Raw genomic sequence first — 26,304 nt, 5'->3', positions numbered from 1 at the left:
AACTGTTCATGCCCCGCGTGCTCCTCATCGAGGACGACCCTTCCGTGCGCGAAGGAGTCGAGCTCGGTCTGCGCCGCCGTGGACACGAGGTACGGGCGGCCGCGACCGGCGAGGCCGGTCTCGCCGCGCTGGCCGAGTTCCGGCCCGACCTGCTGCTGCTGGACCTGATGCTCCCCGGCATGAACGGGGTGCAGGTCTGCCGGCGGGTCCGCGAGCGGAGCCAGTTGCCGATCATCATGCTCACCGCGCGGGGCGACGACTTCGACGTGGTGATCGGCCTGGAGGCCGGTGCCGACGACTACATCGTCAAGCCCGCCCGCACCGAGGTGATCGAGGCCCGGATCTGCGCCGTGCTGCGCCGCATCGACAACACCGGCCAGGGCCGGACGGCCGTCGAGGTCCATGGTGAACTGGTCATCGACCGGGCCGGGCTGAGCGTGACCAAGTCCGGCGAACGCCTCGCGCTGGCCCCCTCCGAGCTCAAGTTGCTGCTCCATCTGTCCGCCGCCCCCGGGCAGGTGTTCAGCAGGCAGCAGTTGCTGGAACACGTGTGGGAGCACAGCTTCCACGCCGACGCACGGCTGGTCGACGCCTGCGTCGCACGGCTGCGCGGCAAGATCGAGGACGGGGCGGGCAGCCCCCGCTACATCCAGACGCTGCGGGGCTTCGGCTACCGCTTCGGACCGCTGTGACCTCCGGCCCCGGCCCGGCGCGGCGGCTCCTCCGCGCCCTCTCCGACGCCGGTGGCCGGCGCCGCGGAGCCGACGACGGCACGCGTGGGAACGCTCCCGCGGGGCAGGCGCGGGGCAGGGCGTTCGGATTGCGCACCCGGCTGGTGTTCGCCTTCCTGCTGGTCGCCGTCGTCAGCGCGGGCACCACGTCCGCGCTGACCTACCGCGAGGCCCGCAACGCCCTGCTGAAGACCGCCCAGGACACCGCGGTCTCCTCGTTCCGTGACCAGGTCCAGCAGACCGGCTGGACCCTGCCCGTGCAGGAGAGGCAGTCACTGGAGGAGACCCTGCGTTACATCGCTCGCAGGGCGAAGCCGCACCCCTGGGTAGTGTTCGCGGAGTACGGCTCGGTCCGCGCCTCCTCCGGAGAGAACCCCGTCTCCACCGTCATCACCCCCGAACTGCGCCGCGCCGCACACGCCCACCCCAACGGCAGCTTCGAGCGGGTCGTGAAGGACGGCGTGCCCTACCTGACCATCGCCATGCCCACCGTCTTCAGGACCGGCCCCGAGGGCACGCTGCCCAGCGGAATCGTCCTCTACGCCGTCATGCGGATGACCGACGAGCAGATCAACGTCGACGCGCTCCTCGTGGCCGCCCGGGACGGCGCCCTGCCCGGCCTCGCCATCGCGCTGATCCCCGGCCTGATCGCCGCGCGCAGCGTGCTGCGGCCGGTGCGGGAACTGCGCCAGGCCGCTCAGAGCATGGGCAGCGGCAGACTCGACACACGGATCACGGTGCGCGGCAGCGACGAACTGGCCGACCTCGCCCGCACCTTCAACGAGTCCGCCGGAAAACTCGAACGCTCCGTGCGCGAGCTGCGCGAGGCCGAGGCACGCGCCCGCCGCTTCGCCTCCGACGTCTCCCACGAGCTGCGCACGCCGCTCGCCGGAATGCTCGCCGTCACCGAGGTCCTCGACGAGGACGCCGGCCGGCTGGACCCCGACACCGCCCGGGCGATCCGCCTGGTCAGCGCCGAGACCGGAAAGCTCGCGGTGCTCGTCGAGGACCTGATGGAGATCTCCCGCTTCGACGCCCGCGCGGCCGAGCTCAACACCGACGAGGTCGACGTGGCGGAGACCATCGGCAAGACGCTGCAGAACCGGCACTGGACCGACGGCCGCGTCCGCACCGACCTGCCCCCCGGCATCCGCGCCCGGCTCGACCCGCGCCGCTTCGACGTCGTGATCGCCAACCTCGTCGGCAACGCCCTGCGGCACGGCGCCGCGCCCGTCACCGTGAGCCTGCGCGGCGAGGCGCGCTCCCCCGGCCCGCCCGTGCTGGTCACCGAGGTCGCCGACAGCGGACCCGGTATCCGGTCCGACGTGCTTCCGCACATCTTCGACCGGTTCTACAAGGCCGACGCGGCGCGCACCCGGTCGGCGGGCAGCGGCCTGGGGCTGGCGATCACCCTGGAGAACGTACGGCTGCACGGCGGAACCGTCCGCGCCGGGAACCGCCCCGGGGGCGGCGCCGTCTTCACCGTCGAGATACCGCTCCACCTGGAGGAGGCCGACGGATGAGACGTGCGCGGGCGTGCCGGCGTACCGGCGCGGTCGCCGTCGCGTCGGGAGTGCTGCTGCTCGGCGGCTGCGGCATCCAGGAGAGCGATGTGATCGAGGCGGGCGGTCCCGCCACCGTCCAGGCGTTCGCCGACCAGGACTCCGAGATGCTGCTCTTCTTCCACTCCCGCGGAGGCGGGATCACTCCGGTGATCCGGTCCGTCGAGTCCACGCTCGAGTACGGTCCCGAAGGCGGTCCGGTCGCCGGCCAGGACCCCGCCGGCGCGGACGCCGTGCCCGCGCCGGCGGAGAAAGCGATCCTCGCGCTGCTCGGCGGTCCCGACGAACAGGACCGCAAAGCGGGGCTCAGCACATCCCTGCCCCCCGTCCCGCCGGCCGGAGCACTCCGGGTGGAGGTCTCGCCCGGCGGCGAGGAGGTCACGGCCGATCTGCCCATCGCACTGGACGGACTGGGCCGGACCGCGCTGCACCAGCTGATCTGCACCATCGCCTACAGCCACGACGCCGACGGCCGGGCCACCGTGCGGCTCACGGGAAAGGACGGCGTGTCGGCTTCGAGGACCTGCGACCTCGACCCGGCGTCGAGACGACGTCCTTGACGAGCCGCGCGAGGTCCCGGTGCGTGGTCGGGCCGTCGAGCCGGGCCGGGAGAGAGCCGTCTCGATGCGGTCGCGGACCTCGCTCCCGGCCGCGGCTTCGACGGCGAAGGACACCCGCAGCCGCGCTTCGTCGCCGTGCGGCTCCGCAGCGGTGGGCGGGGCGCACGCGGGCACGGAGGTTCATGCTCCCGGCGCCCGCGCAGCGGAACACGCAGGGTGCCGGGGCTCTCGTAGCCGGCCTCGCGAGCGATGGCTTCCAGCGGCCGGTCCGTGGCGCGTAGCGGAGCGAGGCACGCCCGACGCGCGGGTCCTGAACGAAGCCGGTGGAATCCGGTCGCGTTCGAGGACGGGGAGACCGGCATGCTTCGCGACGACGTAGCGGAGAGCGATCAGCTGCACTGGCTTGATCGCGTCGCTCGCCCGCTGTCGGCGTCTCCTCACGGACAACCCACGGACACCCCTCCCCCGTCCTAGGTGACGCGAGGGGCGCCCGAGACCGACGGGACGTCTGCGCACGGGGTTTTGAGGAGAGGACCATTGATCCGTGCCCGGCGAATATGTGTGACCGCCGTGGCGGTGCTGGCGACCCTGGCGGGCTCGCCCGGACCGGCACAGGCCGAACAGCCGTACACATCGGGTCCGTCGAGCACGACGGGCGACAATCCGCTTCCGCCGGGGTGGCGGATCGACGGGGAGGGCGGGGCGCGTGAGCTGGTCTGGCGTACGCCGAAGGCCGTGCCCATGGGGGACGCGCGGGTCGAGTTCCGTACCGGGGACCGGCTGCTCGGGGCGCCGAAGCCGGCGAGGGACGGGAGGACCTTCCGGCTCGCCCTCGGCGGGACGCCGCCCGAACAGCTGACGGACCTTCAGGTGACCGCCGGAGGGCGCCGGCTGGACGCGGCGGCCGACGACACGCGCAGATCCGGCTCGCGCGTGGCACGGATGCCCGCGCAGGCACCGGCGAACGGCGTCGATCCGGGCAGACCCGGCTCGTACCGCACGGTCACCGGGAAGTACGACCTCGACCCGGTGCGTCTGCCCGGGTTCGACACCCCGGTGGAGATGACCGCCGAGGTGGTGGCGCCGAAGGGTGCCACCGGCAGCCGACCGCTCGCGCTGTTCCTGCACGGCCGCCACAGCACCTGTTACAAGCCGGGCTCCGAGGACGAGGTGACCGGCGACTGGCCCTGCGCGGACGGCTACAAGCCAATCCCGAGCCACCTGGGCTACCTGCGCGACCAGCAACTGCTGGCCTCCCAGGGCTATGTGACGGTGTCGGTCTCGGCGAACGGCATCAACGCCCAGGACTGGGATGCCGAGGACGCCGGCGCGCAGGCGCGTTCCTCGCTGGTACGGCAGCACCTCGCCCGCTGGGCCGACTGGAGCGCCCATCGCTCCTCCGCCCCGGCCGTCGTACGCGAGGCGGCGAAAGCGGACCTCTCCCGTGTCCTGCTCGTCGGCCACTCACGCGGTGGCGAGGGCGTCAACCGGGCCGCCTTGGACAGCCTCTACCCGCCGCCGACCGCCGAGGACGGCTACCGGGGCCCGGTGCGCTGGAAGGTACGCGGGACCGTGCTCATCGGACCGACGATCTTCGGCCAGAACCCGGTCGCCGACGTGCCGTCCGTGACGCTGCTGCCGGGCTGCGACGGCGACGTGTCGGACCTGCAGGGCGAGAACTTCGTCGACGGGACGCGCGGGATCAGCCGGGGCACGGCCCTGCACAGCGCGGTCTACATGGTCGGCGCCAACCACAACTACTTCAACAGCGAGTGGACCCCGGGTGAGGCCGTCGCACCGGCCGGGGACGACTTCTGGACCGACTCGGAGCAGCCGGACCCGGTGTGCACACCGGGCGCCGCGACCCGGCTGACCGCCGCTCAGCAGCACAAGGCGGGCGCCACCTACATCGCCGCCGCGGCCCGGCTCTTCCTCGCCGGGGACGATCGGGTGCGTCCGCTGCTCGACGGTTCCGGCAAGCGGGCCCCGTCCGCGGACCCGGCCCGGGTGCTGACCCACGCGGTCGGCGGCCGCCGCAGCGGTGGTTTCCTGCCGGACGGCGGGGCGAAGGTGACCGGGGCCCGGCTGTGTTCGGCGATCGACCCCGACCCGGCCGTGGCCTGTCTGGACCCGGAGACCCCCGGATCGTCACCGCACTTCGCGTGGTGGGAGACGGAACAGGAGACCGGCCGCAGCGCGGTGGACCTGAGGTGGTCCGCGCCTGGCGCGGCCGCGCGCATCACTCCGGCCGAGCCGCTCTCCCTCCGCGGCTCCCAGAAGCTCGCGCTCCGGGTCTTCGTGCCGCCGAACACGACCGGCACGAAGTTCGACGTGTCCGTCACCGACTCCTCCAACCGTCGGGTGACGCTGGGCTCGGTCCGGGTGGACGGGCTCCCCGGCTCCGAGAACACCGCCTCCTACTGGGCTCAGGAGCTGCGTGTCCCGCTGTCGGCCGCCACCCGGGCCGGGCTCGATCTCAGGCATGTCAAGTCCCTTGAGCTGAAGCCCCGTTCGCAGTCCGGGCGGGCCTGGCTGATGGACGCCTGGGGATGGGCTCCCGGCACTTCGGCGGTGAAGGCGGCCGCACTGCCGCGTGTCGACGTGGGCCGCACGATCGTCAAGGAGGGCGACTCGGGCACCCGCACCTACCGGATCCCGGTCGAGGTCTCCGGGCACGGCAGCGGGCAGGTCCGCGTGTACGTCCTCGACCCGGACAGCGGCCTGGCCGAGAACCGCCTCGTGACCGTACGGCCCGGCAGCGACGCGATCGACGTGCCGGTCGAGGTGAGGGGCGACACGGCCTACGGCTACGAGGTAGCGCACGACATCGCCGTCAAGGCCGTCCACAACGCCGTCGTCGGCAAGCACCGGGGCGGGGTCACCGTCGAGAACGACGACCCCGAGCCGGTGCTCACCCTGTCGCCGGTCGCGGACCGGGTGACCGAGGGAGAGACGCTGACCTGGCGGTTGTCCGTGGACGCGCCCGTGGCGGTGGACATCTGGCAGCCGGTGCGGGTGCTTCCGGTCACCGAGGGCGCCGAGCTGTCCACCAAGGACGTGGACCCGCAGTGGCTCATGGACTGGTCCGGTGACGTGCCCGACCCCGAGCGGCCGCTGTCCGACGCGAGCCTGTGGGTGTGGCTGAACATCCCGCCCGGGGACACCGGCGTGGACTTCGTCGTACCGACCGTGCGGGACCAGGCGGCCGAGCCGGCCGAGTCGATGCGCCTCGCGCTGACCGACTACGACGCCGAGCCGCTGCCCGACGGGACGGTGCTGACGGGGACGGTGCTCGACAAGTCGTAAGCACGGTGTACGAGGAATCGTGAGCACCCTCTTGTGCGGGGTCCGGCCTGTCCGGGCCCCGCTTCACAAGGTCACGCGGACCCCAGCCGTCCCATCCGGCCCCGGCGCGGTCCGCTGCCGTGGAGCGCGCGTTCTGGATCAAGGTCGCTGAAGGACTGACCAGCGAGGACGCGGCGATGGCGTGCGGTGCGCCGGCCCGGTCCGCTCCCGGTGGTCCGCGAGCGTGGCGGCATGCCGTCGATCAAGCTCGGCCCGCCGTCGGGCCGGTCCCTCTCGTACGAGAAGCGCGAGGAGATCGCGCTGCTCGACGCCCGTTCGCCCACCCGCCACGGACACGGGCACACCGCGCTGTTCAATCCCAGCGGCTGGGTCCGGGCCCACGAGGGCCGCTGTCTCGTCGCCGGCGCTCTCCCCCGCCGGGAGCGACGTGCGAGCAGGACGCTCCCCCGTTCGGCACGCCCGGGCCGGCCGGCGGAGTCACCACCGGCGAGGGCGGTAGGGCAGGCGCCGTCTCCTGAGCGGCACGGCGGGCCCGGCGCCGGGGTCGTCCGGTGCCGGGCCCGCCGTGTGCCCCCGTGCCGGTTCACCCGGCCGTGGCGGCACCCGTGGGCAGCGGTGGTTCCCGTGACACCGCGGGTCGCGGCCGTGACGGGTCACACGGCGTCGTTCGGCATTCCGGGTGATCGGGCGATCTCCTGTCCGGCGGCTTCGATGACGGCCAGCACGGCGGCCGCGGCGGCCGCGGGATCGCGGGCCTCGACGGCCCGCACGACGGCGCGGTGACCCGGCAGCGAGGCTTCCACCGCGCCCGGGGTCTGGGTGCTGATGACGAAGCTGTGTTCCAGCGCGATCTCGACGGCGCGACCCAGTGAGCCGAGGAGACGGTTGCCGCCGGCGTCGAGCAGGGCCCGGTGGAAGGCGATGTCGGCCTCGACGTAGCCGCCGCGGCCGGGTGACGCCGCCGCGGCCTCCATGGCGGCCAGGGCGTCGTACAGGACGCGCACGTCGTCGGGCCCGGCCCGTTCGGCGGCGAGCCGGGCCGCCTCGGGCTCGACGATCCGTCGCAGTTCGCCCGTGTCGCGCAGCAGGGCCGCGGCGTCCCCGGCCTGTTTCCAGCGCAGTACGTCGCGGTCCAGGTGGTTCCAGTGCTCCGGGGGCAGCACGCGCGTGCCGGTGCGCGGTCGTACGTGCAGCATCCCCTTGGCCACCAGCGACTTGACCGCCTCCCGCAACACCCCCCGGCTGACGCCGATCTCGGCCGCGAGTGCGTCCTCGACCGGCAGCGGGTCCCCCGGCTCCCACGCGCCGCCCACGATGCGCCGCCCGAGCTCGTCGACCACGCGCTGGTGCATGGTCGGGAAGTTCATCCTGATCTCCGCTCACCCCTGGACGCCATTCATCGAATCATTTAATGATTGGGACACAGGGTAGGACCTGCGGGCCCACGCCCGCCAACGCCCCATCGCGCAGCGGACGACGCCGGAGCCACGGGAGTGTGCACATGACCGACGGTCGGAGGACGAACCGCCGCAGCCAGGCATGGTTCGGCGCACAGGGCCGCAGCGGGATGCTGTACCGCTCCTGGATGCGCAACCAGGGGTTCGGGCACGAGGTGTTCGACGGGCGTCCCGTCATCGGCATCGCGACCAGTGCCTCCGAACTCGCCCCGTGCAACGCCCATCTGACACGCGTCGCCGAGGCCGTCAAGCGCGGGGTGTGGCAGGCGGGCGGCCTGCCGCTGCAGTTCCCCACCATGGCCACCGGCGAGACCCTGATGCGCCCCACCGCCATGCTGTACCGCAACCTCATGGCCATGGAGGTCGAGGAGCTGATCCGGGCCAACCCGCTCGACGGTGTCGTGCTGCTGTCCGGCTGCGACAAGACGACCCCCGCCATGCTCATGGGCGCCGCCAGCGTCGACCTGCCCGCCGTCATGGTCACCGGCGGGCCGATGCTCAACGGCAAGTACCGGGGCCAGGACGTGGGATCCGGCACCCATGTGTGGAAGTTCGAGGAGGACCTGAAGACCGGCCGGATGACCGAGGAGGAGTGCTTCTTCGCGGAAGGCTGCATGGCCCGCTCCAACGGGCACTGCATGACGATGGGGACCGCCTCGACGATGGCCTGCATGGCCGAGGCGCTCGGCATGCAGCTGCCGGGCTCGGCGGCGTGGCCCGCGGTCGACTCCCGGCGGATGGAAACCGCGCAGACGGCGGGGCAGCGCATCGTGGGGATGGTGGAGGAGGAGCTGCGGCCCTCGCGGATCCTGACGCGGGAGGCGTTCGAGAACGCCGTCCGGGTCAACGCGGCCATCGGCGGCTCCACGAACGCCGTCATCCATCTCACCGCCCTCGCCGGACGCGTCGGCGTCGAGCTGAGCCTGCGGGACTTCGACGACCTGGTCCGCGCGGTGCCGACCCTGGTCAACCTGATGCCCAGCGGCACGTACCTCATGGAGGACTTCTGCTACGCGGGCGGGCTGCCCGCCGTCATGGCCGAACTGCTCGGCGGCAAGCTGCTGCACGGGGGGCCGGTCACGGTCACCGGACGCACCGTCGCCGAGAACACCGAGCACGCCGAGCGGGTCGACTCCGACGTCATCACCGCCCTCGACGCCCCCTTCCAGCCGGCCGGCACCGGAATCGCCGTCCTCCGCGGCAACCTGTGTCCCGACGGCGCCGTGATCAAGCAGTCCGCCGCGTCACCGCACCTGCTCACCCACCGCGGCCCCGCCCGCGTCTTCGACTCCCCCGAGGCCTATCACGAGGTCGCCGACGATCCGGAACTCGACGTCGACGAGAACACCGTCATCGTCGTCCGCAACGCCGGCCCCCGGGGCTACCCCGGCATGCCCGAGGTCTCCAACGTCCCGCTGCCCGCCAAGCTGCTGAAGGCCGGCGTCACGGACATGGTGCGCGTCTGCGACGGCCGGATGAGCGGCACCGGCTACGGGACGGTGGTCCTCCACGTGGCGCCCGAGGCCGCCGTCGGCGGACCGCTCGCCCTGGTGCGCGACGGGGACCCCGTCGTCCTCGACGTCCCGAACCGCACCCTGCGGCTGGACGTGGACGACGCCGAGCTCGCGCGGCGCCGGCAGGAGTGGACGCCGCCCGCCGAGCGGTACACCAGCGGCTACACCTGGCTCTACACCCAGCACGTGGAACAGGCCGACCGGGGTGCCGACTTCGGGTTCCTGCGCGGGAGCCGCGGACACGAGGTCCCCCGCGACTCCCACTGAGCCGGCCCCCTCGCATTCAGGAGAGCATCGATCGTGGAATCGGCAGCAGCGCGCCCCCGTCCGGTCCTCACCGCCGGCTCCGTCCTGCCGGAGGACGCCGATCGGGCCGCCCTCGTCGCGCGCGTCCACGACCCGGACGGGGACGGACCGTGCGTGGCCGCGGTCCGCGGCGAGCACGTCGTCGACCTGACGGCCCTCGCCCCCACCGTCTCCGACCTCATGGAACGCGACGACGCGGCGACGGTCGTCCGGGAGGCCGACGGCGGACGCGTCTGGCGCCTGGACGACCTGCTGAGCGCGGAGCCGGGCCGCCGGAACGTGCCCCATCTGCTCGCCCCCGTCGACCTGCAGGTGATCAAGGCGGCCGGCGTCACCTTCGCCCGCAGCCTGCTGGAGAGGGTCATCGAGGAGCGGACGGGTGGCGATCCGGCGCAGGCCGCGCGGGTACGGGCGCATCTCGGGCAGGTGGTGGGCGGCAGGCTCGACGGCATCCGCCCCGGGTCGCCGGAGGCGGTGAAGGTCAAGGAACTGCTCGTCACCGAAGGGCTGTGGTCGCAGTACCTGGAGGTCGGGATCGGCCCGGACCCGGAGGTGTTCACCAAGGCACCCGTGCTGTCCGCGGTCGGCACCGGCGCCGATATCGGCGTGCTCCGGGCCTCCGTGTGGAACAACCCCGAGCCGGAGGCCGTGCTCGTCGTGGACGCGCGGGGCCGGGTGCGCGGCGCGACGCTCGGCAACGACGTCAACCTCCGCGACATCGAAGGGCGCAGCGCCCTGCTGCTGTCCCGCGCGAAGGACAACAACGCCTCCTGCGCGATCGGCCCGTTCGTGCGGGTGCTCGACGAGGACTTCGGCCTCGACGCCGTCCGCGGACTCGACATCGACCTGCGGGTCGAGGGCATGGACGGCTACGTCCTGCGGGGCAGCAGTTCGCTGCGGGAGATCAGCCGTGACGTCCTGGACCTGGTGGCCGCCACGCACGGCGCGCACCATCAGTACCCGGACGGCTTCGTGCTCTTCACCGGCACGCTGTTCGCGCCGACCGAGGACCGGCACGCACCCGGCGCGGGCTTCACCCACGCGTACGGTGACATCGTACGGATCTCCAGCCCGCGGCTCGGCGCCCTGGTCAACGCCGTCGTCCCCAGTGAGGAGGCCGCGCCGTGGACGTTCGGCGTGAGGGCGCTGATGCGCAGCCTCGCCCGGCGCGAACTGCTGTAGGCATTCCCGGAGGGCCGGGGTGCGCGACCCCTGACGTACGCCGCGCACCCCGGGGTCAGGCGGCGAGCGGCTCCTGGACGATCGTGGCGTGCAGCCGCCGCGTGTGGTCCACCTGGCGCTCGGGCCCGGTCAGCATGACCCGGGCCGTCAGGCGCGGGTCGGCGCTGGACGCGGCCAGCCGCAGCTCCAGTTCGCCCGGTTCGACGACGCGCCGGCCGTCGCGCCCGGTGAAGGAGGCGAGATCGGCCGGGACCGTGACGCTCAGGCGCCGGGCCTCTCCCGGCTCCAGGGCGACGCGGGTGTAGCCGATGAGGCGCTGCACCGGCTGGACGACGGAGGCGACCGGGTCGTGCAGGTAGAGCTGGACGACCTCGGTCCCTTGCCGCCCGCCGGTGTTGCGGACGGTGAAGGCGAGGGCGAACTCGCCGTCCGTCGGGGTCTCCTGGACCTCCACGGCCAGGTCGGTCCAGTCGAACCGCGTGTAGGAGAGGCCGTGGCCGAAGGGGTACGCGGGGGTCGGGTCCATGCTGGACACCTCGCTGGCGTGCGCGAGCCGCGCCCCGAGGTACGTGCCCGGCTGGGTGCCGGGACCCCGTGGCACGCCGACCGGGAGGCGTCCGGAGGGGTTGACCCGGCCGCTGAGCACCCCGGCGATCGCGTGCGTGCCCTCCTCGCCCGGGAAGAAGGACTGCACGATCGCCGCGGACTCCTCCACGGCGCGGCCGAGCGCGTACGGTCGTCCGGCCAGCAGCACGGTGACCACGGGTGTCCCGAGGTCGAGCAGGGTGTCGAGCAGGTGCTGCTGCGCGCCGGGCAGGGCCAGCGTCTCGACGTCGCAGCCCTCGCCGCTGGTGCCCCGCCCGAAGAGTCCCGCGCGGTCGCCGAGCACCACCAGGGCGACATCGGCCTCGCGCGCCGTCCGCGCCGCCTCGTCGAGGCCGGAGAGGTCCCCGTCGTCGACGCCGGTGCCGCGGGCGTAGGTGATCTCGGCGTCGGGGAACTCGGCGGCGAGCGTGTCGCGCAGGGTGGGCAGCTCGATGCCGAGGGGGGTGCCGGGGTGGCGGACGCCGATGTGCTGGGGGAAGGAGTAGCAGCCGAGGACGGCGACGGGTTCGTCGGCGTTGGGGCCGATCAGGGCGATGCGGCGCGGGCGTTCGAGCGGCAGGGTGCCGTCGTTGCCGAGCAGGACGACCGCTTCCTCGGCGAGTGCGCGGGCCAGGGCGCGGTTGTCCGGGCCGTCCAGGTCGATCCGGCCGCGCAGAACCTCCGGGTCCTCCTGGTCGGTCCCGCCGAGGGTGGCCGGGACGGGGCTCCAGTCCGGGTCGAGCAGGCCGAGGGCGACCTTCTGGGTGAGCACCCGGCGGGCGGCGCGGTCGACCAGCTTCTCGGGGACGCGGCCCTCGGTGACGGCCTCGGTCAGGGGCGTCCCGTACGTCTTGACGTTGGGCAGTTCGACGTCGATGCCCGCGTGCAGCGCCATTCCGGCGGCGTCCGCCCAGTCGGCCGCGACGCCGTGCAGCGTCCTGAGGAAGGCGATGGCGAAGTAGTCGGCCACCACCGTGCCCTCGAAGCCCCAGGTGTCGCGGAGCAGCCCGGTCAGCAGGCTCTCGTCGGCCGCGGCGGGGACGCCGTCGGTGTCGGTGTAGGCGTTCATCACCGAGCGTGCGCCGCCCTCGCGGACCGCCATCTCGAACGGCGGCAGCAGCACGTCGGCGCGCTCGCGCGGGCCCACCGAAGAGGGGGCGAGGTTGCGTCCGGCGCGGGAGGCCGAGTAGCCGACGAAGTGCTTGAGGGTGGCGACGATCCCGGCGGACTCCAGACCCCGCACGTACGCGGTGCCTATGGTGCCGACGAGGTAGGGGTCCTCGCCGATGGTCTCCTCCACCCGGCCCCAGCGGGCGTCGCGGACCACGTCGAGGACGGGGGCGAGACCCTGGTGGACGCCGACGGACCGCATGTCGCGGCCGATCGCGGCGGCCATCCGGCGCACCACCTCCGGGTCGAAGGTGGCGCCCCAGGACAGCGGGACGGGATAGGCGGTCGCCCCCCAGGCGGCGAAGCCGGCCAGGCACTCCTCGTGCGCGAGAGCGGGGATGCCGAAGCGGTTCGTGGCGGCGATCCGGCTCTGGGTGCGGGCCAGGGAGAGCGCGCCCAGGGCGGGGTCGACCGGGACCGTGCCGAAGGGGCGGGTGAGCTGGCCCAGTCCGGCGGGCAGGAGCGCGTCGAGGTCGGCGGCCTCCTCCATGTCGTGCTGGTGCGGGGCCACTTCGCCGCCGTTGGCGGACGCGCCGACCCACACGCCGTACAGCTGGGCGATCTTCTCCTCGAGGGTCATCGCGCCGATGAGTGCGTCGACCCTCGCGGCGACGGAGACGGTGGGGTCGTTCCAGAGGGGGACTTCGGGGGTGATCTCTACGGCCACGTCGGCAGTCACTTTCCTCCCACGCCCATCAGGCCCTGGACCGGGGCACGACGGGCGAACAGGTAGACGGGTGGGACTCGGGGCGAGGCGGACCGCGTCCGGCTTCCGGCATCGGCCCGGATCCGCTTCGCGGCCTTCCGGAGGCCGGTTCCGCAGCTCGTGGGAGCGTCCGGGGTCACGGGCCGGCCGCCGGTCACGGCGTCGGCGTCGGCGTCGGCATCTGCGTCGGTCAACGGCTGAACCCCGCGGTCAGACCGCTCAGCAGCTGGCGGCGGCCGAAGGCGTACAACACCAGGACGGGCAGTGTGGTGAGGACGACGGCGGCGAGCACGGCGGGGACATTGACCCCGTACTCGCCCTGGAAGGTCCACAGGGCGAGCGGCAGGGTCCGGCGGTCCGGGCTCTGGGTGAGCACCAGCGGCAGCAGAAACCCGTTCCAGACGGTCAGAGCGTTGAAGATGGTCACGGTGAGGATGGCCGGCCGGGTGAGCGGTGCCGCCAGCCGCCACAGCGTCGTCCATTCGGTGGCACCGTCGACCCGCATCGAGTCGAACAGCTCCTTGGGCACGTCACGGATGAAGTTGGCGAGCACCAGCACGGAGAGCGGGATGGCGAAGGCGATCGACGGGAGGATCAGCGCCGGCAGGCTGTCATACAGGCGCAGTTTGATGATGAGCAGGTAGATCGGGATCACCGTCGCCTGCAGCGGGATGGCCAGGCCCATGAGGAACAGCCCGTTCATGGCGCGGAGGACCCGCATGCGCCAGCCGCGGACGATCGCGTAGGCCGCCATGAAGGAGAACACGACCGCCGGCACCACGGCGCCGACGGTCACCACGACGCTGTTCACGAAGTAGCGCAGGAAGTCGGACTCGACGACCAGCCGGTAGTTCTCCAGTGTCGGGTCGCCCGACGGCACCAGCGGGTTGCTCGCGTAGTAGCGGCTGCGGTCCTTGAGGCTGGTGATGAGGGTCCAGTACAGGGGCACGACGACGACGGCGAGCCAGAGCCATCCGGCCAGGCCCCCTCCCCAGTTGTGCCGGCGGACCGCCGGGCGGGAGCGGCGTCGCCCCTCACGGTGGGTGGTCTTCCGCGGTCGCCGCGTCCTGGTCGGCGTGGTGGTCACCTCAGGCCCCCTCGAGTTGGCTCGCGCCGGCGTCCCGGCCTCCGAGGCGGCGCAGCAGCAGGGCGAGGGCGAGACCCACGAGGACCAGGATGACCGCGATGGCGCTGGCAGGTCCCATCAGGCCGGCCTGGAATCCCCGCTTGTACATGTCCAGTGCGAGGACCCGGGTGGCGTCGCCGGGGCCGCCCTCGGTCAGGACGAAGATGAGGTCGAAGAAGGTCAGCGAGCCGACGACCATCAGCGTGGACGAGGTGATGATGGTGTACTTCAGCTGGGGCAGCGTGATGTCGAAGAACTGCCGGATCCGTCCGGCCCCGTCCAACTGTGCCGCTTCGTAGAGGGACTTCGGGATCTGCTGGACACCGCCCTGGTAGATCAGCGAGTGGAACGGGATGAACTGCCAGGAGACGACGAAGACGACGACCCCGAACGCGAGCCCGGGCCGCCCCAGCCAGTCCTGGCTGAGCGCCTGGATATTCAGCCCGGCGCCGAGCCCGAAGTTGGGGTCCAGCAGGGCCTTGTAGGCGATCGCGATCGCCGCGGAGCTGAGCATCAGCGGGACGAAGTACACGACGCCCAGCACCGCGCGGTAGCGCTGGCGGCCCGCCAGGAACGTGCCCAGCAGAATACTCAGCGGCGTCTGCACGGCCCAGGACACGGCCATCACCAGGAACGTCACCCAGAGGGCGTGCGGCAGGCCGGGGTCGGTGAGCACCGCACGCCAACCGGTCAGTCCCGTCAGGCGGATGGCGCCGATCCCGTCCCAGGTGGTGAAGCTCAGCGCGAAGACACCGACGAGCGGAACCACGGCGAAACCGACGAAGACCACCAGCGCCGGCGCCGCCAGCCACGGCAGGACGTTACGCGGCTCGCGACGCCGCGGCAGGCCGGTGAGCGCACTCATGCGCCGGTCACCGCGTTGAGGTTGCGGGCGAACTGCTGCGGTGAGATCGAGAGTTGGAACAACTTGACGATGTTGTCCAGCAGGGTCTCGGCGGCCGCCGGACTGAGCGCCTGGTCCCAGGACTGGACGAACACCTTGGCCTTACTGGCGATGTCGTACGTGAACTGGAGGAAGTCGGCGTTCTCGGAGGCCGCCAGCAGCTTCTCCGTGCCCAGCCTGATCGGAACCGACCCGTTGCCGATCCACTGCTTCACCTCCTCTTCCTGAAGGACGCCGGTGGCGAAGAAGTCCTTCGCGATCTTCTTCTGCTCGGCACTGGCCTTCGAGGAGATGGACAGGTAGTGGGCGGGATTGCCGACGGTGTCGCTCGAATCGCCCTTGCCGCCCTCGACGGCCGGGAAGGTCATGTAGCCCAGCGAGCCGCTGGAGACGAAGTCACCTCCGTCGGCCTGCTGGATGCCGTACGACCAGGCGCCGTGCAGCATCATGGCGGCCCTGCCGGTGTACAGCAGCGCCTGATCGGCGTTGGAGTCCGCGGTGATCGAGGAGAAGCCCTTGACGAACCCGTCGGCCCTGACCAAGTCCTGCAGTCTGGTCAGCGCCGTGATGGCGTCCGGGTGGGACCAGGCGTTCTTCTCGCCTTCGACGGCGGCCTGGAAGACCTCGGGACCACCGATGCGGTCGAACAGGAACTCCAGCCACATCATGTTCGTCCACCGGGACTGGCCGCCGAGGGCGAACGGCGCTATGCCCTTCGCGTTGAACCTGGGCACCAGCGCCATGATGTCGTCCCAGGACTCCGGTGGTTTCACACCGACCTGGTCGAAGACCTTCCTGTTGTAGTAGAGGATGACCGGCTGCACGGTCTCGCACGGCATCGCATAGATCCTGCCGTCGACGGTCGCCGCGCCGAACGAGGAAGGGAACAGCCCCTTCTTGACCTCGGGGTGCTCGTCGAACCACGAGGTGAGATCCTCGACCTGGCCCGCTTCCGCGTAGGCGCGCAGCGTCCCGCCGCCCCAGCCCCAGATGACGGTGGGCGCCCGCCCGGCGCCGATGGCGGTCTTGATCTTCGTCTTGTACGCGTCGTTCTGGAAGGTCGTGTCGTCGATCCGCCGGTCGGGGTGGGCCTTGTTGAACGCGTCCACGGCGCCGGCCCTGACGCCTTCCTGCGGCTGTCCGTTCAGGTACCAGTACGTGGCCCCACCACCGCTCCTGCCGGGTCCTGACGAGCCGCCGCAGGCCGTCAGCGCCGCGGAGACCGGCACGGCGGCCGCCAGGCCGAGGAGGGTACGTCGAGAGAGCGCCATGATTTTCTCCGCACTCGAGAGCCGTCGGCTTCTCGTGAGTCATGGTGAAAGGTTTTCGAAAATCACTTCTTCTAGCTCTGTTCGTGCAAGCTAGGTTTCGAGCTGATGCCCTGTCAATACGCGTGCAGCCGCACGCTGCGAGGCGGAGGACATACGTGCAGTACCAGCACTCGGGCGACTCCTGGAGAGCCTCGACAGACTCCGAAACTATTTCGAAATAGGTCGGCCGAGAGTGGGGGTGACGCAGTGACCGCGGGCTGACACACTGTCGGTGCAGACACTGTCGGTGCAGGTCGTACCGGTCCGTCGGGCCCGGCGCCGCCCTCGACGGACCGGGGCGACGCCCTCCTGGCCGAGACGAAACCGGCGCGCGCCGTCGCGGAGTGCGGAGCGAGCACGGCGGCCGGACCGCGTTCACCGGTACGGTTGACCGGATCCGTCCGCGTGGCCGGTCCGACCGGCGGGTGACCACACCGGTGGACCTACAGCTGAGAGGAACCGATGCGACCGAACGCCAGACGCACCACTTTGGCGGACATCGCCCAAGCGGCTGGGGTCTCTGTCGCGACCGTGTCCAAAGTAGTCAACGGTCGCGGTGACGTGGCACCGCACACCCGCGTCCGTGTGCAGGAGCTGCTGCATCAACACGACTACCTCGCGCCCGTGTTCCGCCACACCGAGGCCGTCGAGAACCCGACCATCGAGGTGCAGTTCAAGGGCGATCTCAAGTCGTACGTGGCGGAGACCCTGGAAGGCATCGTCGACTCGGCCGCCGAATCGGGAGCCTCGGTGGTGGTCAGCAAGGCGTCCAGCGCCCCGCACTGGGCCCGGGACCTGGTCTCGGCCGGGCGCCGCGCCGTCATCGCAGTCACCAGCGTGTACACCACGGCACACCTGAACGAACTGGCCCGGTCCGGGCTGCCGCTGGTCGTGCTGGACCCGCTGCACCTGCCGGACAGCCGGGTCAACAGCGTCGGGGCGACCAACTTCGCCGGCGGTCTGGCCGCGACCCGGCACCTGCTCTCCCTGGGCCACCGCCGCGTCGCCTATCTCGGCGGACCCAGCATGGCCGTCTGCAACCAGGCACGCATGCACGGCTACCGCGCCGCCATGGAGGCCGAAGGAGCGCGGGTACCGGACGCCTACGTCCGGCCCGGGGAATTCACGTACGGGACCGGCTTGCTCGGCGCCACGGCGCTGCTGAACCTGGAAGAACCTCCTACGGCGGTCTTCGCGGGCAACGACGAGATCGCCCTCGGTGTCATCGAGACCGCTCGCGCCCGAGGCCTGCGTGTTCCCGAGGACCTGAGCGTGGTCGGCTTCGACGACACGAGCCTCGCCCAGATGGCCTCACCGCCCCTGACCACCGTGCGCCAGCCGCTCCGGGAGATGGGTGCCGCCGCCCTGCGCACCGCCCTCCGACTGGCCGACGGCGAGAAGGTCGAGTCCTACCACATCGAACTCGCCACCGAACTCGTGGTACGCGCCTCGACCGCACCGCCTCGGGGGGAAACCTCGGCGCACAGGTGAGCGCAGGTGAAGGGTCATCGGGGTTCAGCGACTGCAGGCCGTCGTCGGTCCGGACCCGCCCCGCGGCGGAGTCCTCCAGGACGCTGAAGCCCTCCCCCGTCGAGAACGGGCCCGGGTTTCGTCGCCGGTGGACGGCGGCGAGTGCGCGGTCGAGGGTTTGTTCTCACAGCGGCGGACCGATCTCTGTTCCTGCGGCGCGGGCATGGCGTGCGGCGAGGTCCGCGAACGCCGCGGCCAGTTGCGGTGGGCCGATGACTTCGACGTCGGTGCCGAAGTGGCCGAGGACGGTGGCGAGTGCGGTCCAGGACCGGGAGCCGAGGGTGAGCCGGCAGCGGTGGGGCCCGAGTTCCTCGACGATTCCGTCCTGGGCAAAGGGGGCGATGTCGGCGGCGCCTGGCGGCCTGGAACGAGGCCGGGGTGTGGGAGAAATTGCACCTGGTGCTGCTGAGGAAGCTGCGGTCGGCGAAGCAGCCGGACTGGTCGCGGGCGGTGATCGACTCCTCCCACGTGCGGGCGGCCCGGCGGGGCCCCAAAGCGGTCCCAGCCGGGTCGACCGCGCACGGCCGGGCAGCAGGCACCACGTCCTCACCGACGGGCAGGGCATCCCGCTCGCGGTGTCGCTGACCGGCGGCAACCGCAACGACGTCACCCAGCTCCTGCCCCTGCTCGACAAGGTTCCCGCGGTATCCGGCATCGTCGGCAGACCACGGCGACGGCCCGACATGCTCTTCACCGACCGCGGCTACGACCACGACAAGTACCGGCGACTGCTGCGGCAACGCGGCATCCGGCCCGTAATCGCGGAACGCGGCCAGCCACACGGCTCCGGCCTGGGCATCTTCCGCTGGGTCGCCGAACGCACCATCTCCTGGCTGCACGGCTTCCGCCGCCTGCGCATCCGCTGGGAACGGCGAGACGACATCCACGAAGCCTTCCTCGGCCTCGCCACCTGCCTCATCACCCACCGCCACGTCCAACGCCTTTGTCAGGACCTCTAACTCTGCCGCTGCGAGCTGTGTTGTTCCCATCGTTCGGAGACGATGGGACGGCGGGTGACGAGGCTCTTCTCCGCCTTGGTCACCCGGAGGGAGCCGTGGGCCGTCAGCTCGCGTCAGCAGGTGCGGAAGGTGTAACCAGCGGAGCCGCGCGAGGAGACGTCCAGGTCGCGCTGAACGATGCTCAGCTTCGCGCCGAAGTCCGCGCAGGCTCGGCTGTAGCCGCCGTTCTCGTACTCGATGACGAAGACACGATCGGCGTACGCCTTGGCGTAGTCGCCGCACTCGTTGTACTCACCGCACTCCTCGGCGACGGCGAAGTCGAAGCCGATCTTCGCGCGGTCCGCCAGCATGTCGACGGTGTTCTTCTGGCCGATGGCCAGCCCCGCGGCGTGTGCCCGCTTGGCCAGCAGCTCGGCGAACGCCTCGTTGTGGGCCTTGGTCAGAAGACCGTTCGAACGCTCGTAGGAGTCGAGGTTGTCCGGCTCCACGGCCTGGAACCCGCTCTTGGCGCAGCCGTCCACCCACTGACCGACCACGTCGGCGAGCCGGACGCGCTTGTCCGCGGTCGACGTGTCCAGGAGCGCTTCGTCCCACTCCTCGTCGATCACCGGACGCTTGTCCTCATCCTGCAGGATGAGGTCGGGATGGTTCTTCTGCCACCAGCCCAGGGCGTCGGGCTGCGCCTGGAACGCGTTGATGTAACAGACGTTGTAAAGGCCCTCTACGGGCTTGGCCGACCGGTCACGCGATAGGGCGGTCACCCCCTTGGCAGGGGTGTACGCGCCGCCGATCTGATAGTCGAACGTCGCGTTGGCCGTGGGCAGCACCACCTTCGGCGCCGCCGTCTCGGCGGAAGATGCCGCGAAGACGTTGGACAGTGTCACACCGATCCCCAGGGCGGCCGCGGCACCGACCGCCCCGGCGACAGCGGTACTCCTGCGGCGGAAGAAAGGTACAGCGGCATGGTTCGACACACGGTCTCCTGTGCAAGGTACGTAATGGTGTGCACATTCTGAGCCGCGAACCGTGAGAATTTCATGAGGCGGGATTCCGGTCCGGGGACCGCCGCGGTGCCCAGCGGCGTCTTGCCGATCGCTGCGCCGGCTCCAGCGTGAGGACGAAAGCAGCTCCGCCGCCGGGCCGCCGCCGTACGGTGATGTTCCCGCCGTGCGCAGCCGCGACCTCCTGCACCAGCGACAGGCCGATGCCGGTGCCGCCGCCGGGGGAGCGGAAGCGGACGAGCAGGCCGGACAGGGCGTCCGGGTCGACCCCGACGCCCCGGTCGGCCACCGTCACGGCTGCGCCACCGACCGTGACATCCACCTCGGCCCTGGCCTGCGGGTCGCCGGGGGTACGCCCGTGCCGCAGCGCGTTCACGAGCAGGTTGTGCACCGCGGTCCGCACCATTTCCGGATCGGCCGTCACCACCGACGGCTCGAGGTGCGGTGTCACCGTGTGCCGGGAGGGCGGCAATTCCTCGCAGACCTGCTCCACGAGCTGATCCAGACGCAGCGGGACGGGGTGGAAGGCGTTCCCCGCCTGGACTCGGCCGCGGGCGAGGATGTTGTCGACGACGCCCGTCATACGGTCCGTGGCCCGTCGCAGGCGCGGCAGGTGCAGGCGCAACCCGTCCGGGTCGGCGTCCGCCAGGTCCACCGAGGCGCGCATCACGGCCACGGGAGTGCGTAGTTCATGTGCCGCGTCGGCGAGCAGCCGCTCCTGCGCGTCGAGTGCCTCCGCCGCGGGACGCAGACTCCGTCCGGACAGCAGGTGGCCGGTCACGGCCGCCAACAGCACCAGGAGACCGGAACCGGACAGCACCGCGACCACCAGTCGGCGGTGTTCAGCCTGCCCCTTCGCGGGATCGCCGACCACGACCACGGCACCCGACGTCTTCTGCGTGACGTCGTGGTAGAAGGGCAACGCCAGCAGGTACACCGGATGTCCCGCACGCGTACGGCCCTTCGCGCGTACGGTGTCGTCGCGTGCCATCGCCGTACGCGCCACCCGGGTGACCGTGTCGGGCCGGGCGTCCGCTGCGGCACCGCGTGAGACGAACACTCGCCGCATCTCGTCGTCCCGCGCCTGGAGTACGAGCACCTGGGGACGGCCGCTGGTCGCCTCGTCGTCGTACAGGCCGTCGAGTTGGAGCCCGGCGTCGGTGTAGTAGAGCAGTGATGCCGTCACCGCCGCCCGGCGGCGCATCTCCTCGTATTCGGCGGCCTGCCAGGACCGTCCGTCGGTGCGGATCACCAGCCAGCACAGCGCTCCCACCCCGGCCAGCGTGATCAGCGTGTAGGCCAGGGTCAGCCGCCGTTGCAGACGGACCAGACGCCTGCGGGCCGTTGCGGGCCGCGGGCGCTGGCCGCCGTCCTCGGCGCCGCCCGTCATGACCGCTCCGCGCCGTCCGCGAGCCGGAACCCGTGACCGCGCACGGTACGGATCAGGGAAGGAGGGCCGAGCTTGCGCCGCAGACCCGCCACGACCGCGTCGACGACGTTCGAGACCGGGTCGGCCATCTCGTCCCAGCAGCGTTCGATCAGCGTGGTGCGGGTGAGAACCTCATCACGGTGCAGCAGGAACTGGCGCAGGACCGCGTATTCCTTGGGAGTCAGATACAGCAGGACTCCGGCGCGGCGCACCTCGCGTCGGGCCTCGTCCAGCTCGACGTCGGCGTGACTCAGGTGAACGGGCAGCCGCTGCGGAGCGCGGCGGACAAGACTGCCGACGCGCAGTACCAATTCCACCATTGCGAACGGTTTCGCCAGATAATCGTCGACTCCGGAACGGAAGCCGTCTACACGGTCCGGGACCTCGTTTAGGGCCGTGAGGCACAGCACCGGCGTGCTCCACCCCCGGCGGCGGCGCTCCTGGAGCGGGTACAGCGTGTCTCCGGACGGAACCATGCGGTCGAGCACCACACAGCTGTAGGGCACGAGGTCGAGCATGACGTCCGCGTCGGGCCAGTCGGGTACGGCGTCGACGGCGTACCCGGCGTCCCTCAGCCCCGCCGCAATCACATACCGCAGATCTTCTTCGTCCTCGACCAGGAGCACGCGCATGGTTCTGATTCGTCCTTGAGAAGAGTTCGGCCGGGCATGTCGCATGCACAGACGGTCCCGTCGACCGGGCAGGCAGCCGGTCGGGATCGGCACCTCCTTGCACGTCCGCTGCCCCGCGCCATGGTAGGGGACCCATCGAACACGAGTACTCCTGTCCCGGCCGTCCCGCACCCCCTCACCCACACGATGCGAGGCGCACGCGTCACCGTCTTCCCGACCCCGAACGCCGCGGTCACGGGCTTCGCGAGCGTCGTGGGACAACGGCTCGGGTGGCGTCCGCGCGGCGAGCGCGGGCGCGGTGGCGGAGCTGACCGTGCCCGGCGGGACCACCGCGATCCTCGACGGCTACATCACCCGGGACCGCGGAGCGAATGAGGGCACCGACCACGGCAGTGGCAGCGCGTCTTTCCGGACGAGCTGGTGAATCCGCTGGACGTGCTGTCGAAGACAGCCGGAGGGCTGCGGATGCTGCACTCCATCGCCCACGCCCACGTCGCCGCGGACCCGACCGTCCTGCCCAAGCAGTTCCACACCCTGAACCGTGAGGTCGACGGGCAGCTCGTTCGGGACGGCGAGCACATGTTCGACAAGGTCAAGGTGACCAATGCCCAGGTCACATGGGATTTGCTGACCTGCGGAAGCCTCTCATGGTCCCGGACGTTCCACCGCGCCTTCATCACCCAACCCAGGGTGCGCTCGACGCGCCAACGCCTCGGGAGGACCACGAATCCCTTGGCGCCCTTGGGAGACGGTCCTCAGGGTGAGGTGCAGGAAGTCGTCGGCCCAGTCGATGAATCGGCCCGCACAGGCGGAATCCGCCCAGACCTGGGTGGCCTGCGGCCGGCTTGGGCGGGCGAGCCCAAGTGGGACGGTTCTCCAGACACGAGTATGTGTCTCAGGCAAGGTGCTTGCTGACTGCCTGTTAGTCGATGCAACTGCTGTTCATCTGGGTGGGGGTGAACACTCGGAGGCCGGTTGCACCTCTATTTTGCTGACCAGCGGGAGGCCCTGAAGGTGAGGGCGGACGCTGGGGGACGTGTCATGGGAGTGTGGTGGCCGACTGCGGGGGCGGGGCCGTTGCGGTGCGCCGGTACGCGCTGGGGCTGATGCCGCGGACCCGTTTGAACGCCGCGCTGAACGCGAACGCGTCGGAGTAGCCCACGGCGCGGGCGACCTCCGCGACAGTCACCGTCTCGCGCTCGGTCAGCAGGTCCGCCGCGAGCGTCATGCGCCAGTGGGTGAGGTAGGTCAGCGGCGGTTCGCCGACCAGGTCGGTGAACCGCTTCGCCAGCGTGGCCCGCGACACCCCGGTCCGGCTGGCCAGCGAGGCAACCGTCCACGGCTCCGCCGGTTCCCCGTGCAGCAGGCGCAGCGCGGCGCCCACCACCGGGTCGCGCCCGGCGGAGTACCAGCCCGGCGGAGTGCCGCCGGGCCGGTCGAAGTACTCGCGCAGCGCGCACACCAGCATCCAGTCCAGCAGCCGGTCGAGGACGACCTGCTGGCCCGGCGTGTCGGCGGCGACCTCGGCGGCGAGATGGTCCCACACGGGATCGGGCCCTCCGCCGGACCCCACGCGCAGTACGACGGGCAGCGCGTCCAGCAGCCTGCGACTGATCTCGCCGCGCACCGGATAGGCACCGACGACCAGGGTCGTCGTGTCCTCCCCGCCGGTACCGGCATCGTGCCAGCCGAGCCGGTACTGGGTCCCGCCCTGCTCGGGCGTCGAGCAGAACGCGCCGCACGCGACGGGTTCTGCCCGGGTGCCCACCTCATCGACGAAGAGGAACGGCGCGGGGCCCCGCACGATCACTGTCTCGCCGACGCCCAGACGCTCGGGCGGGCGGCGCTCCGGCACGATCCAGCCGCCTCCGGAGAGGACGGTGCACAAGGTCAGCGGCGCGCCGTCCACGAAGTGCAGCGACCAGGGCGGGGTCAGGGTCGAGCTACCGAACAACGAGCCCTGGGCCCGCAATCCGCGCAGTAGGTCGCCGAAAGCATCCACCCGCCAAGGCTAAACGATCCAGACGATTACCTAGGTGATCTGGCGTATCACCTATGGAAACCGTCCGGGTTCGTGCTGTTGGCTCGCTGTTATGAGCAACGACGTCACTCTCGTCCTCGGCGCGACGGGCAACACCGGCCGGCGGGTGGCCGCCCGGTTGCGGCTGCGTGACACACCCGTGCGCGCCGCCTCCCGCTCCAGTCAAACCCCGTTCGACTGGTTCCACCCCGCCGGCTGGGATCAGGTCCTACGGGGCGTCACCGTCGCCTACGTGGTGCCCCCGCCCGTGCCCGGTCCGGTGTATGACTTCGTGGCGCAGGCCGAGGCCGCCGGTGTGCGGCGCCTGGTCCTGCTCTCCGGTCACGGCGCCGACGACTGGGGCGACTCCCCGTTCGGGCTGGACATACGCTCGGCCGAGGACGCCGTGCGCGGCTCGGCGCTGGAATGGACCGTCCTGCGCGCCTCGAACTTCGCCCAGAACTTCGACGGGCACCCCTTCCGCGCCCCGCTGGCCGCCGGCGAGCTGGCGCTTCCGGCGGGTGCAGTCCCCGAGCCGTTCATCGACGTCGAGGACGTCGCCGACGTAGCGGCCGCGGTACTGACCGAGCCCGGCCGGCACGCTGGCCGGGTCTATGAGCTGACCGGGCCGCGCGGACTGACCTGGGCGGAGGCAGTCGACCTGATCTCCCGGGCGTCCGGGCTGCCCATCGTCTACCGGCGCATCTCCCCGGCCAAGTACACCGCGACGTTGGTTCAGGAGGGCTGGAGCGAGGACGAGGCCCAGCACCTCGCCGAGATGTTCGTGTTGCTTGAGCGCGGGGCCGCCGCCTGGACGACGGACGACGTCTCCACCGTGCTGGGACGCGCGCCGCGGACCTTCGAGGACTTCGTCCTGCGGGCCACGGCAGCGGAAGCCTGGCGGTGCTGAGTCCCGCGGGCCCCGGCCTGGCGTGCTGCACTCCGGCAGGCGGAGCACCGCGCGCCGTCCTGCACATCCACACCACTTGTCAGTGTCCGTTCTTCACGTAACTGGAGCCATCAGTGCATACCCTGCTGGTCACCGCCAACCCGGACCCCCGGTCCCTGACGCATTACGTGCTGGGAAGACTTGAGGCAGCTCTTCAACCCGGTTCGGTCGAGATTGCCGACCTGTCCGAGGAGCGGTTCGACCCCCGGTTCACTCCGGCGGATCGTCGGGCGTACCACGAGGGCGGCAACTATCCGGCTGACGTCGTGGCTGAGCACCGTCGTCTTGAGCGTGCCACCGATCTCGTGTTGGTCTTCCCCGTGTACTGGTGGTCGATGCCTGCACTGCTGAAGGGGTGGATCGACCGTGTCTTCGTTAACGGCTGGGCCTTCGAGCACTCCCCCGCTTCGGGCCTGCGGCCGAAACTACAGAACCTCACCACCCATCTTCTACCCATCGCCGGCGACGACTCCGGTGCGTACGAGCGCCACGGATACGAGAGTGCACTGCGGACGCAGATCGAGCACGGCATCGTCGACTACTGCGGCAGCCGGCGCGGCTCCACAGCGTTCATCTACGAATCCGAACAGCTCTCCCCCGAGACCAGGGTGCGAGGTGTTGACCGTGCGGTGCGGACCATCAGTGAAGCCATCCATGCCCGCCTGGCGGAATGAGGCAGTTCAGACGCCCTTCTACTGAGCTTGTCGGCGTGATGTCGCGAGGCTGACAAGTGACGATTATCGCGGTATGCCGGAACTATGAGGTATCCGCAAGGTGGCGGCCTGACCGCCGAGCGGCGGGCGTTTCGCGAACGCATCCGCATGGAGGCGGCCGGGATGTTCGCCGAGGGACAGGACAACGCGACGGTGGCGAAGGAGCTGCGGGTCAGCGTGCGCTCGGTTCAGCGCTGGCGCCGTTCCTGGCAGGAAGGCGGCCGGCAGACGCTGCACTCCAAGGGATCGGCCGCCCGTCCCAAGCTGAACGAGGCCCTGTTCGCGGTTCTGGAGCAGGAGCTGGCCAAAGGGCCGGTCGCCCACGGCTGGCCGGACCAGACCTGGACCCTGGCCAGGATCAAGACGCTGATCGGGCGCCGGTTCCACCGGACCCTCACGCTCTCGGCCATCGCGCGGATGCTCCGGCGTCACGGGTGGAGTCACCAGGTTCCGGCCCGACGGGCGCTGGAACGCGACGAGGACGCGGTCGCCGGCTGGGTGAAGGAGACCTGGCCTCAGGTAAAAGGACCGCGGCGGCGCTCGACGGCTGGATCGTATTCGAGGACGAAGCCGGCTTCTCGATGACGCCGCCCACCTCCCGCACCTGGGCAAGACGCGGGCACACGCCCGTGATTCGAGTACGGGGACGTTC

General features: G+C 71.2%; 21 protein-coding genes and 2 pseudogenes. 13 read left to right on the top strand and 10 right to left on the bottom strand.

The annotated features are described in order from the left end of the window. Positions 1-8: 8 nt before the first annotated feature. From ACFY3N_RS34880 to ACFY3N_RS34865, 4 genes are all read left to right on the top strand, one after another. Entirely contained in the window at positions 9-692 is a 684-nt protein-coding gene (locus ACFY3N_RS34880; RefSeq protein ID WP_386023872.1) for a response regulator, read from the top strand. Then, positions 689-2,254, top strand: a complete 1,566-nt coding sequence (locus ACFY3N_RS34875; RefSeq protein WP_390820805.1) for an ATP-binding protein — start codon at positions 689-691, stop codon at positions 2,252-2,254. The genes ACFY3N_RS34880 and ACFY3N_RS34875 overlap by 4 nt, the downstream gene beginning before the upstream one ends. Continuing rightward, a complete protein-coding gene (locus ACFY3N_RS34870) occupies positions 2,251-2,853 on the top strand; it encodes a hypothetical protein (protein WP_390820804.1) in 603 nt (200 codons plus the stop codon). Before ACFY3N_RS34875 ends, ACFY3N_RS34870 begins: the two co-directional genes overlap by 4 nt. Before the next feature lie 561 nt (positions 2,854-3,414). After that, positions 3,415-6,159: a hypothetical protein gene (locus ACFY3N_RS34865; RefSeq protein ID WP_390820803.1), complete on the top strand. Its 2,745-nt coding sequence runs from the start codon at positions 3,415-3,417 to the stop codon at positions 6,157-6,159. Positions 6,160-6,812: 653 nt separating this feature from the next. Here the strand turns inward: ACFY3N_RS34865 and ACFY3N_RS34860 are convergent. Further along, positions 6,813-7,555 (bottom strand): annotated as a pseudogene (locus ACFY3N_RS34860) (FadR/GntR family transcriptional regulator). A gap of 105 nt (positions 7,556-7,660) precedes the next feature. Between ACFY3N_RS34860 and ACFY3N_RS34855 the strand changes: the two are divergent. Next, a complete protein-coding gene (locus ACFY3N_RS34855) occupies positions 7,661-9,397 on the top strand; it encodes an IlvD/Edd family dehydratase (protein WP_390820802.1) in 1,737 nt (578 codons plus the stop codon). A gap of 33 nt (positions 9,398-9,430) precedes the next feature. Further along, complete coding sequence (locus ACFY3N_RS34850; RefSeq protein ID WP_390820801.1) at positions 9,431-10,618, top strand: fumarylacetoacetate hydrolase family protein; 1,188 nt, start codon at positions 9,431-9,433, stop codon at positions 10,616-10,618. A gap of 55 nt (positions 10,619-10,673) precedes the next feature. On the opposite strand, the gene ACFY3N_RS34845 is transcribed toward ACFY3N_RS34850, so the two are convergent. The 4 genes from ACFY3N_RS34845 to ACFY3N_RS34830 all read right to left on the bottom strand — a co-directional run bounded on the left by ACFY3N_RS34845 (position 10,674) and on the right by ACFY3N_RS34830 (position 16,380). Beyond that, a complete protein-coding gene (locus ACFY3N_RS34845; RefSeq protein WP_390820800.1) occupies positions 10,674-13,052 on the bottom strand; it encodes a glycoside hydrolase family 3 N-terminal domain-containing protein in 2,379 nt (792 codons plus the stop codon). Between the two features lie 217 nt (positions 13,053-13,269). After that, on the bottom strand, positions 13,270-14,166 hold the full coding sequence (locus ACFY3N_RS34840; RefSeq protein ID WP_390820799.1) for a carbohydrate ABC transporter permease: 897 nt from the start codon (positions 14,164-14,166) through the stop codon (positions 13,270-13,272). A 1-nt stretch (position 14,167) separates the two neighbouring features. Next, positions 14,168-15,070, bottom strand: a complete 903-nt coding sequence (locus ACFY3N_RS34835) for a carbohydrate ABC transporter permease (protein WP_390820798.1) — start codon at positions 15,068-15,070, stop codon at positions 14,168-14,170. Then, positions 15,067-16,380 (bottom strand): extracellular solute-binding protein, encoded by a 1,314-nt coding sequence (locus ACFY3N_RS34830; RefSeq protein ID WP_390820797.1) that lies wholly within the window; start codon positions 16,378-16,380, stop codon positions 15,067-15,069. The genes ACFY3N_RS34835 and ACFY3N_RS34830 overlap by 4 nt, the downstream gene beginning before the upstream one ends. 501 nt (positions 16,381-16,881) lie before the next feature. Between ACFY3N_RS34830 and ACFY3N_RS34825 the strand changes: the two genes are divergently transcribed. Next, complete coding sequence (locus ACFY3N_RS34825) at positions 16,882-17,910, top strand: LacI family DNA-binding transcriptional regulator (protein ID WP_390820796.1); 1,029 nt, start codon at positions 16,882-16,884, stop codon at positions 17,908-17,910. A gap of 163 nt (positions 17,911-18,073) precedes the next feature. Here ACFY3N_RS34825 and ACFY3N_RS34820 read toward each other — a convergent pair whose 3' ends face one another. Further along, positions 18,074-18,268: a WYL domain-containing protein gene (locus ACFY3N_RS34820; RefSeq protein WP_390820814.1), complete on the bottom strand. Its 195-nt coding sequence runs from the start codon at positions 18,266-18,268 to the stop codon at positions 18,074-18,076. 23 nt (positions 18,269-18,291) lie between these two features. Between ACFY3N_RS34820 and ACFY3N_RS34815 the strand changes: the two are divergent. Then, a pseudogene (locus ACFY3N_RS34815) lies at positions 18,292-18,908 on the top strand (IS5 family transposase); the annotation flags it as partial. A gap of 113 nt (positions 18,909-19,021) precedes the next feature. On the opposite strand, the gene ACFY3N_RS34810 reads toward ACFY3N_RS34815, so the two are convergent. The 3 genes from ACFY3N_RS34810 to ACFY3N_RS34800 all read right to left on the bottom strand — a co-directional run bounded on the left by ACFY3N_RS34810 (position 19,022) and on the right by ACFY3N_RS34800 (position 21,970). Continuing rightward, positions 19,022-19,882, bottom strand: a complete 861-nt coding sequence (locus tag ACFY3N_RS34810; protein WP_390820795.1) for an endo alpha-1,4 polygalactosaminidase — start codon at positions 19,880-19,882, stop codon at positions 19,022-19,024. Positions 19,883-19,943: 61 nt separating this feature from the next. Continuing rightward, positions 19,944-21,299, bottom strand: coding sequence for a sensor histidine kinase (locus tag ACFY3N_RS34805; protein ID WP_390820794.1), 1,356 nt, complete (start codon positions 21,297-21,299; stop codon positions 19,944-19,946). Next, positions 21,296-21,970, bottom strand: a complete 675-nt coding sequence (locus tag ACFY3N_RS34800) for a response regulator transcription factor (RefSeq protein WP_390820793.1) — start codon at positions 21,968-21,970, stop codon at positions 21,296-21,298. The genes ACFY3N_RS34805 and ACFY3N_RS34800 overlap by 4 nt, the downstream gene beginning before the upstream one ends. 298 nt (positions 21,971-22,268) lie before the next feature. Between ACFY3N_RS34800 and ACFY3N_RS34795 the strand changes: the two genes are divergently transcribed. Further along, positions 22,269-22,394, top strand: coding sequence for a hypothetical protein (locus ACFY3N_RS34795; RefSeq protein ID WP_390820792.1), 126 nt, complete (start codon positions 22,269-22,271; stop codon positions 22,392-22,394). Then, positions 22,391-22,885, top strand: coding sequence for a hypothetical protein (locus tag ACFY3N_RS34790; protein ID WP_390820791.1), 495 nt, complete (start codon positions 22,391-22,393; stop codon positions 22,883-22,885). Before ACFY3N_RS34795 ends, ACFY3N_RS34790 begins: the two co-directional genes overlap by 4 nt. Positions 22,886-23,009: 124 nt before the next feature. Here the strand turns inward: ACFY3N_RS34790 and ACFY3N_RS34785 are convergent, their stop codons facing one another. Then, a complete protein-coding gene (locus tag ACFY3N_RS34785; protein WP_390820790.1) occupies positions 23,010-23,972 on the bottom strand; it encodes an AraC family transcriptional regulator in 963 nt (320 codons plus the stop codon). A gap of 91 nt (positions 23,973-24,063) precedes the next feature. Here ACFY3N_RS34785 and ACFY3N_RS34780 point away from each other — a divergent pair, with 91 nt between their 5' ends. The 3 genes from ACFY3N_RS34780 (at position 24,064) to ACFY3N_RS34770 (ending at position 26,237) form a co-directional block, all read left to right on the top strand. Continuing rightward, the gene (locus ACFY3N_RS34780) at positions 24,064-24,900 is read left to right on the top strand and encodes an NAD(P)H-binding protein (RefSeq protein WP_390820789.1); all 837 of its coding nucleotides are present in this window, start codon (positions 24,064-24,066) and stop codon (positions 24,898-24,900) included. Between the two features lie 113 nt (positions 24,901-25,013). After that, positions 25,014-25,613 carry an NAD(P)H-dependent oxidoreductase gene (locus ACFY3N_RS34775; RefSeq protein ID WP_390820788.1) on the top strand — a complete coding sequence of 200 codons (600 nt, stop codon included), beginning with the start codon at positions 25,014-25,016 and terminating at the stop codon, positions 25,611-25,613. A gap of 84 nt (positions 25,614-25,697) precedes the next feature. Beyond that, a complete protein-coding gene (locus ACFY3N_RS34770) occupies positions 25,698-26,237 on the top strand; it encodes a winged helix-turn-helix domain-containing protein (RefSeq protein WP_390820787.1) in 540 nt (179 codons plus the stop codon). The last annotated feature ends 67 nt before the right edge of the window (positions 26,238-26,304 follow it).

It is taken from the genome of Streptomyces sp. NPDC000348, assembly GCF_042898795.1.
GTDB lineage: Bacteria > Actinomycetota > Actinomycetes > Streptomycetales > Streptomycetaceae > Streptomyces.
The sequence above is the reverse complement of the archived record's forward strand: the minus strand, read 5'-3'. Positions and strand labels throughout refer to the sequence as shown.

What these genes read in the sequence shown, in the direction of transcription:
- ACFY3N_RS34825 (WP_390820796.1), top strand. Translation starts at nt 16,882, where the DNA reads ATGCGACCGAACGCCAGACGCACCACTTTGGCGGACATCGCCCAAGCG.
- ACFY3N_RS34780 (WP_390820789.1), top strand. Translation starts at nt 24,064, where the DNA reads ATGAGCAACGACGTCACTCTCGTCCTCGGCGCGACGGGCAACACCGGC.
- ACFY3N_RS34830 (WP_390820797.1), bottom strand. Translation starts at nt 16,380, where the DNA reads ATGGCGCTCTCTCGACGTACCCTCCTCGGCCTGGCGGCCGCCGTGCCG.
- ACFY3N_RS34835 (WP_390820798.1), bottom strand. Translation starts at nt 15,070, where the DNA reads ATGAGTGCGCTCACCGGCCTGCCGCGGCGTCGCGAGCCGCGTAACGTC.
- ACFY3N_RS34805 (WP_390820794.1), bottom strand. Translation starts at nt 21,299, where the DNA reads ATGACGGGCGGCGCCGAGGACGGCGGCCAGCGCCCGCGGCCCGCAACG.
- ACFY3N_RS34855 (WP_390820802.1), top strand. Translation starts at nt 7,661, where the DNA reads ATGACCGACGGTCGGAGGACGAACCGCCGCAGCCAGGCATGGTTCGGC.
- ACFY3N_RS34800 (WP_390820793.1), bottom strand. Translation starts at nt 21,970, where the DNA reads ATGCGCGTGCTCCTGGTCGAGGACGAAGAAGATCTGCGGTATGTGATT.
- ACFY3N_RS34880 (WP_386023872.1), top strand. Translation starts at nt 9, where the DNA reads ATGCCCCGCGTGCTCCTCATCGAGGACGACCCTTCCGTGCGCGAAGGA.
- ACFY3N_RS34770 (WP_390820787.1), top strand. Translation starts at nt 25,698, where the DNA reads ATGAGGTATCCGCAAGGTGGCGGCCTGACCGCCGAGCGGCGGGCGTTT.
- ACFY3N_RS34870 (WP_390820804.1), top strand. Translation starts at nt 2,251, where the DNA reads ATGAGACGTGCGCGGGCGTGCCGGCGTACCGGCGCGGTCGCCGTCGCG.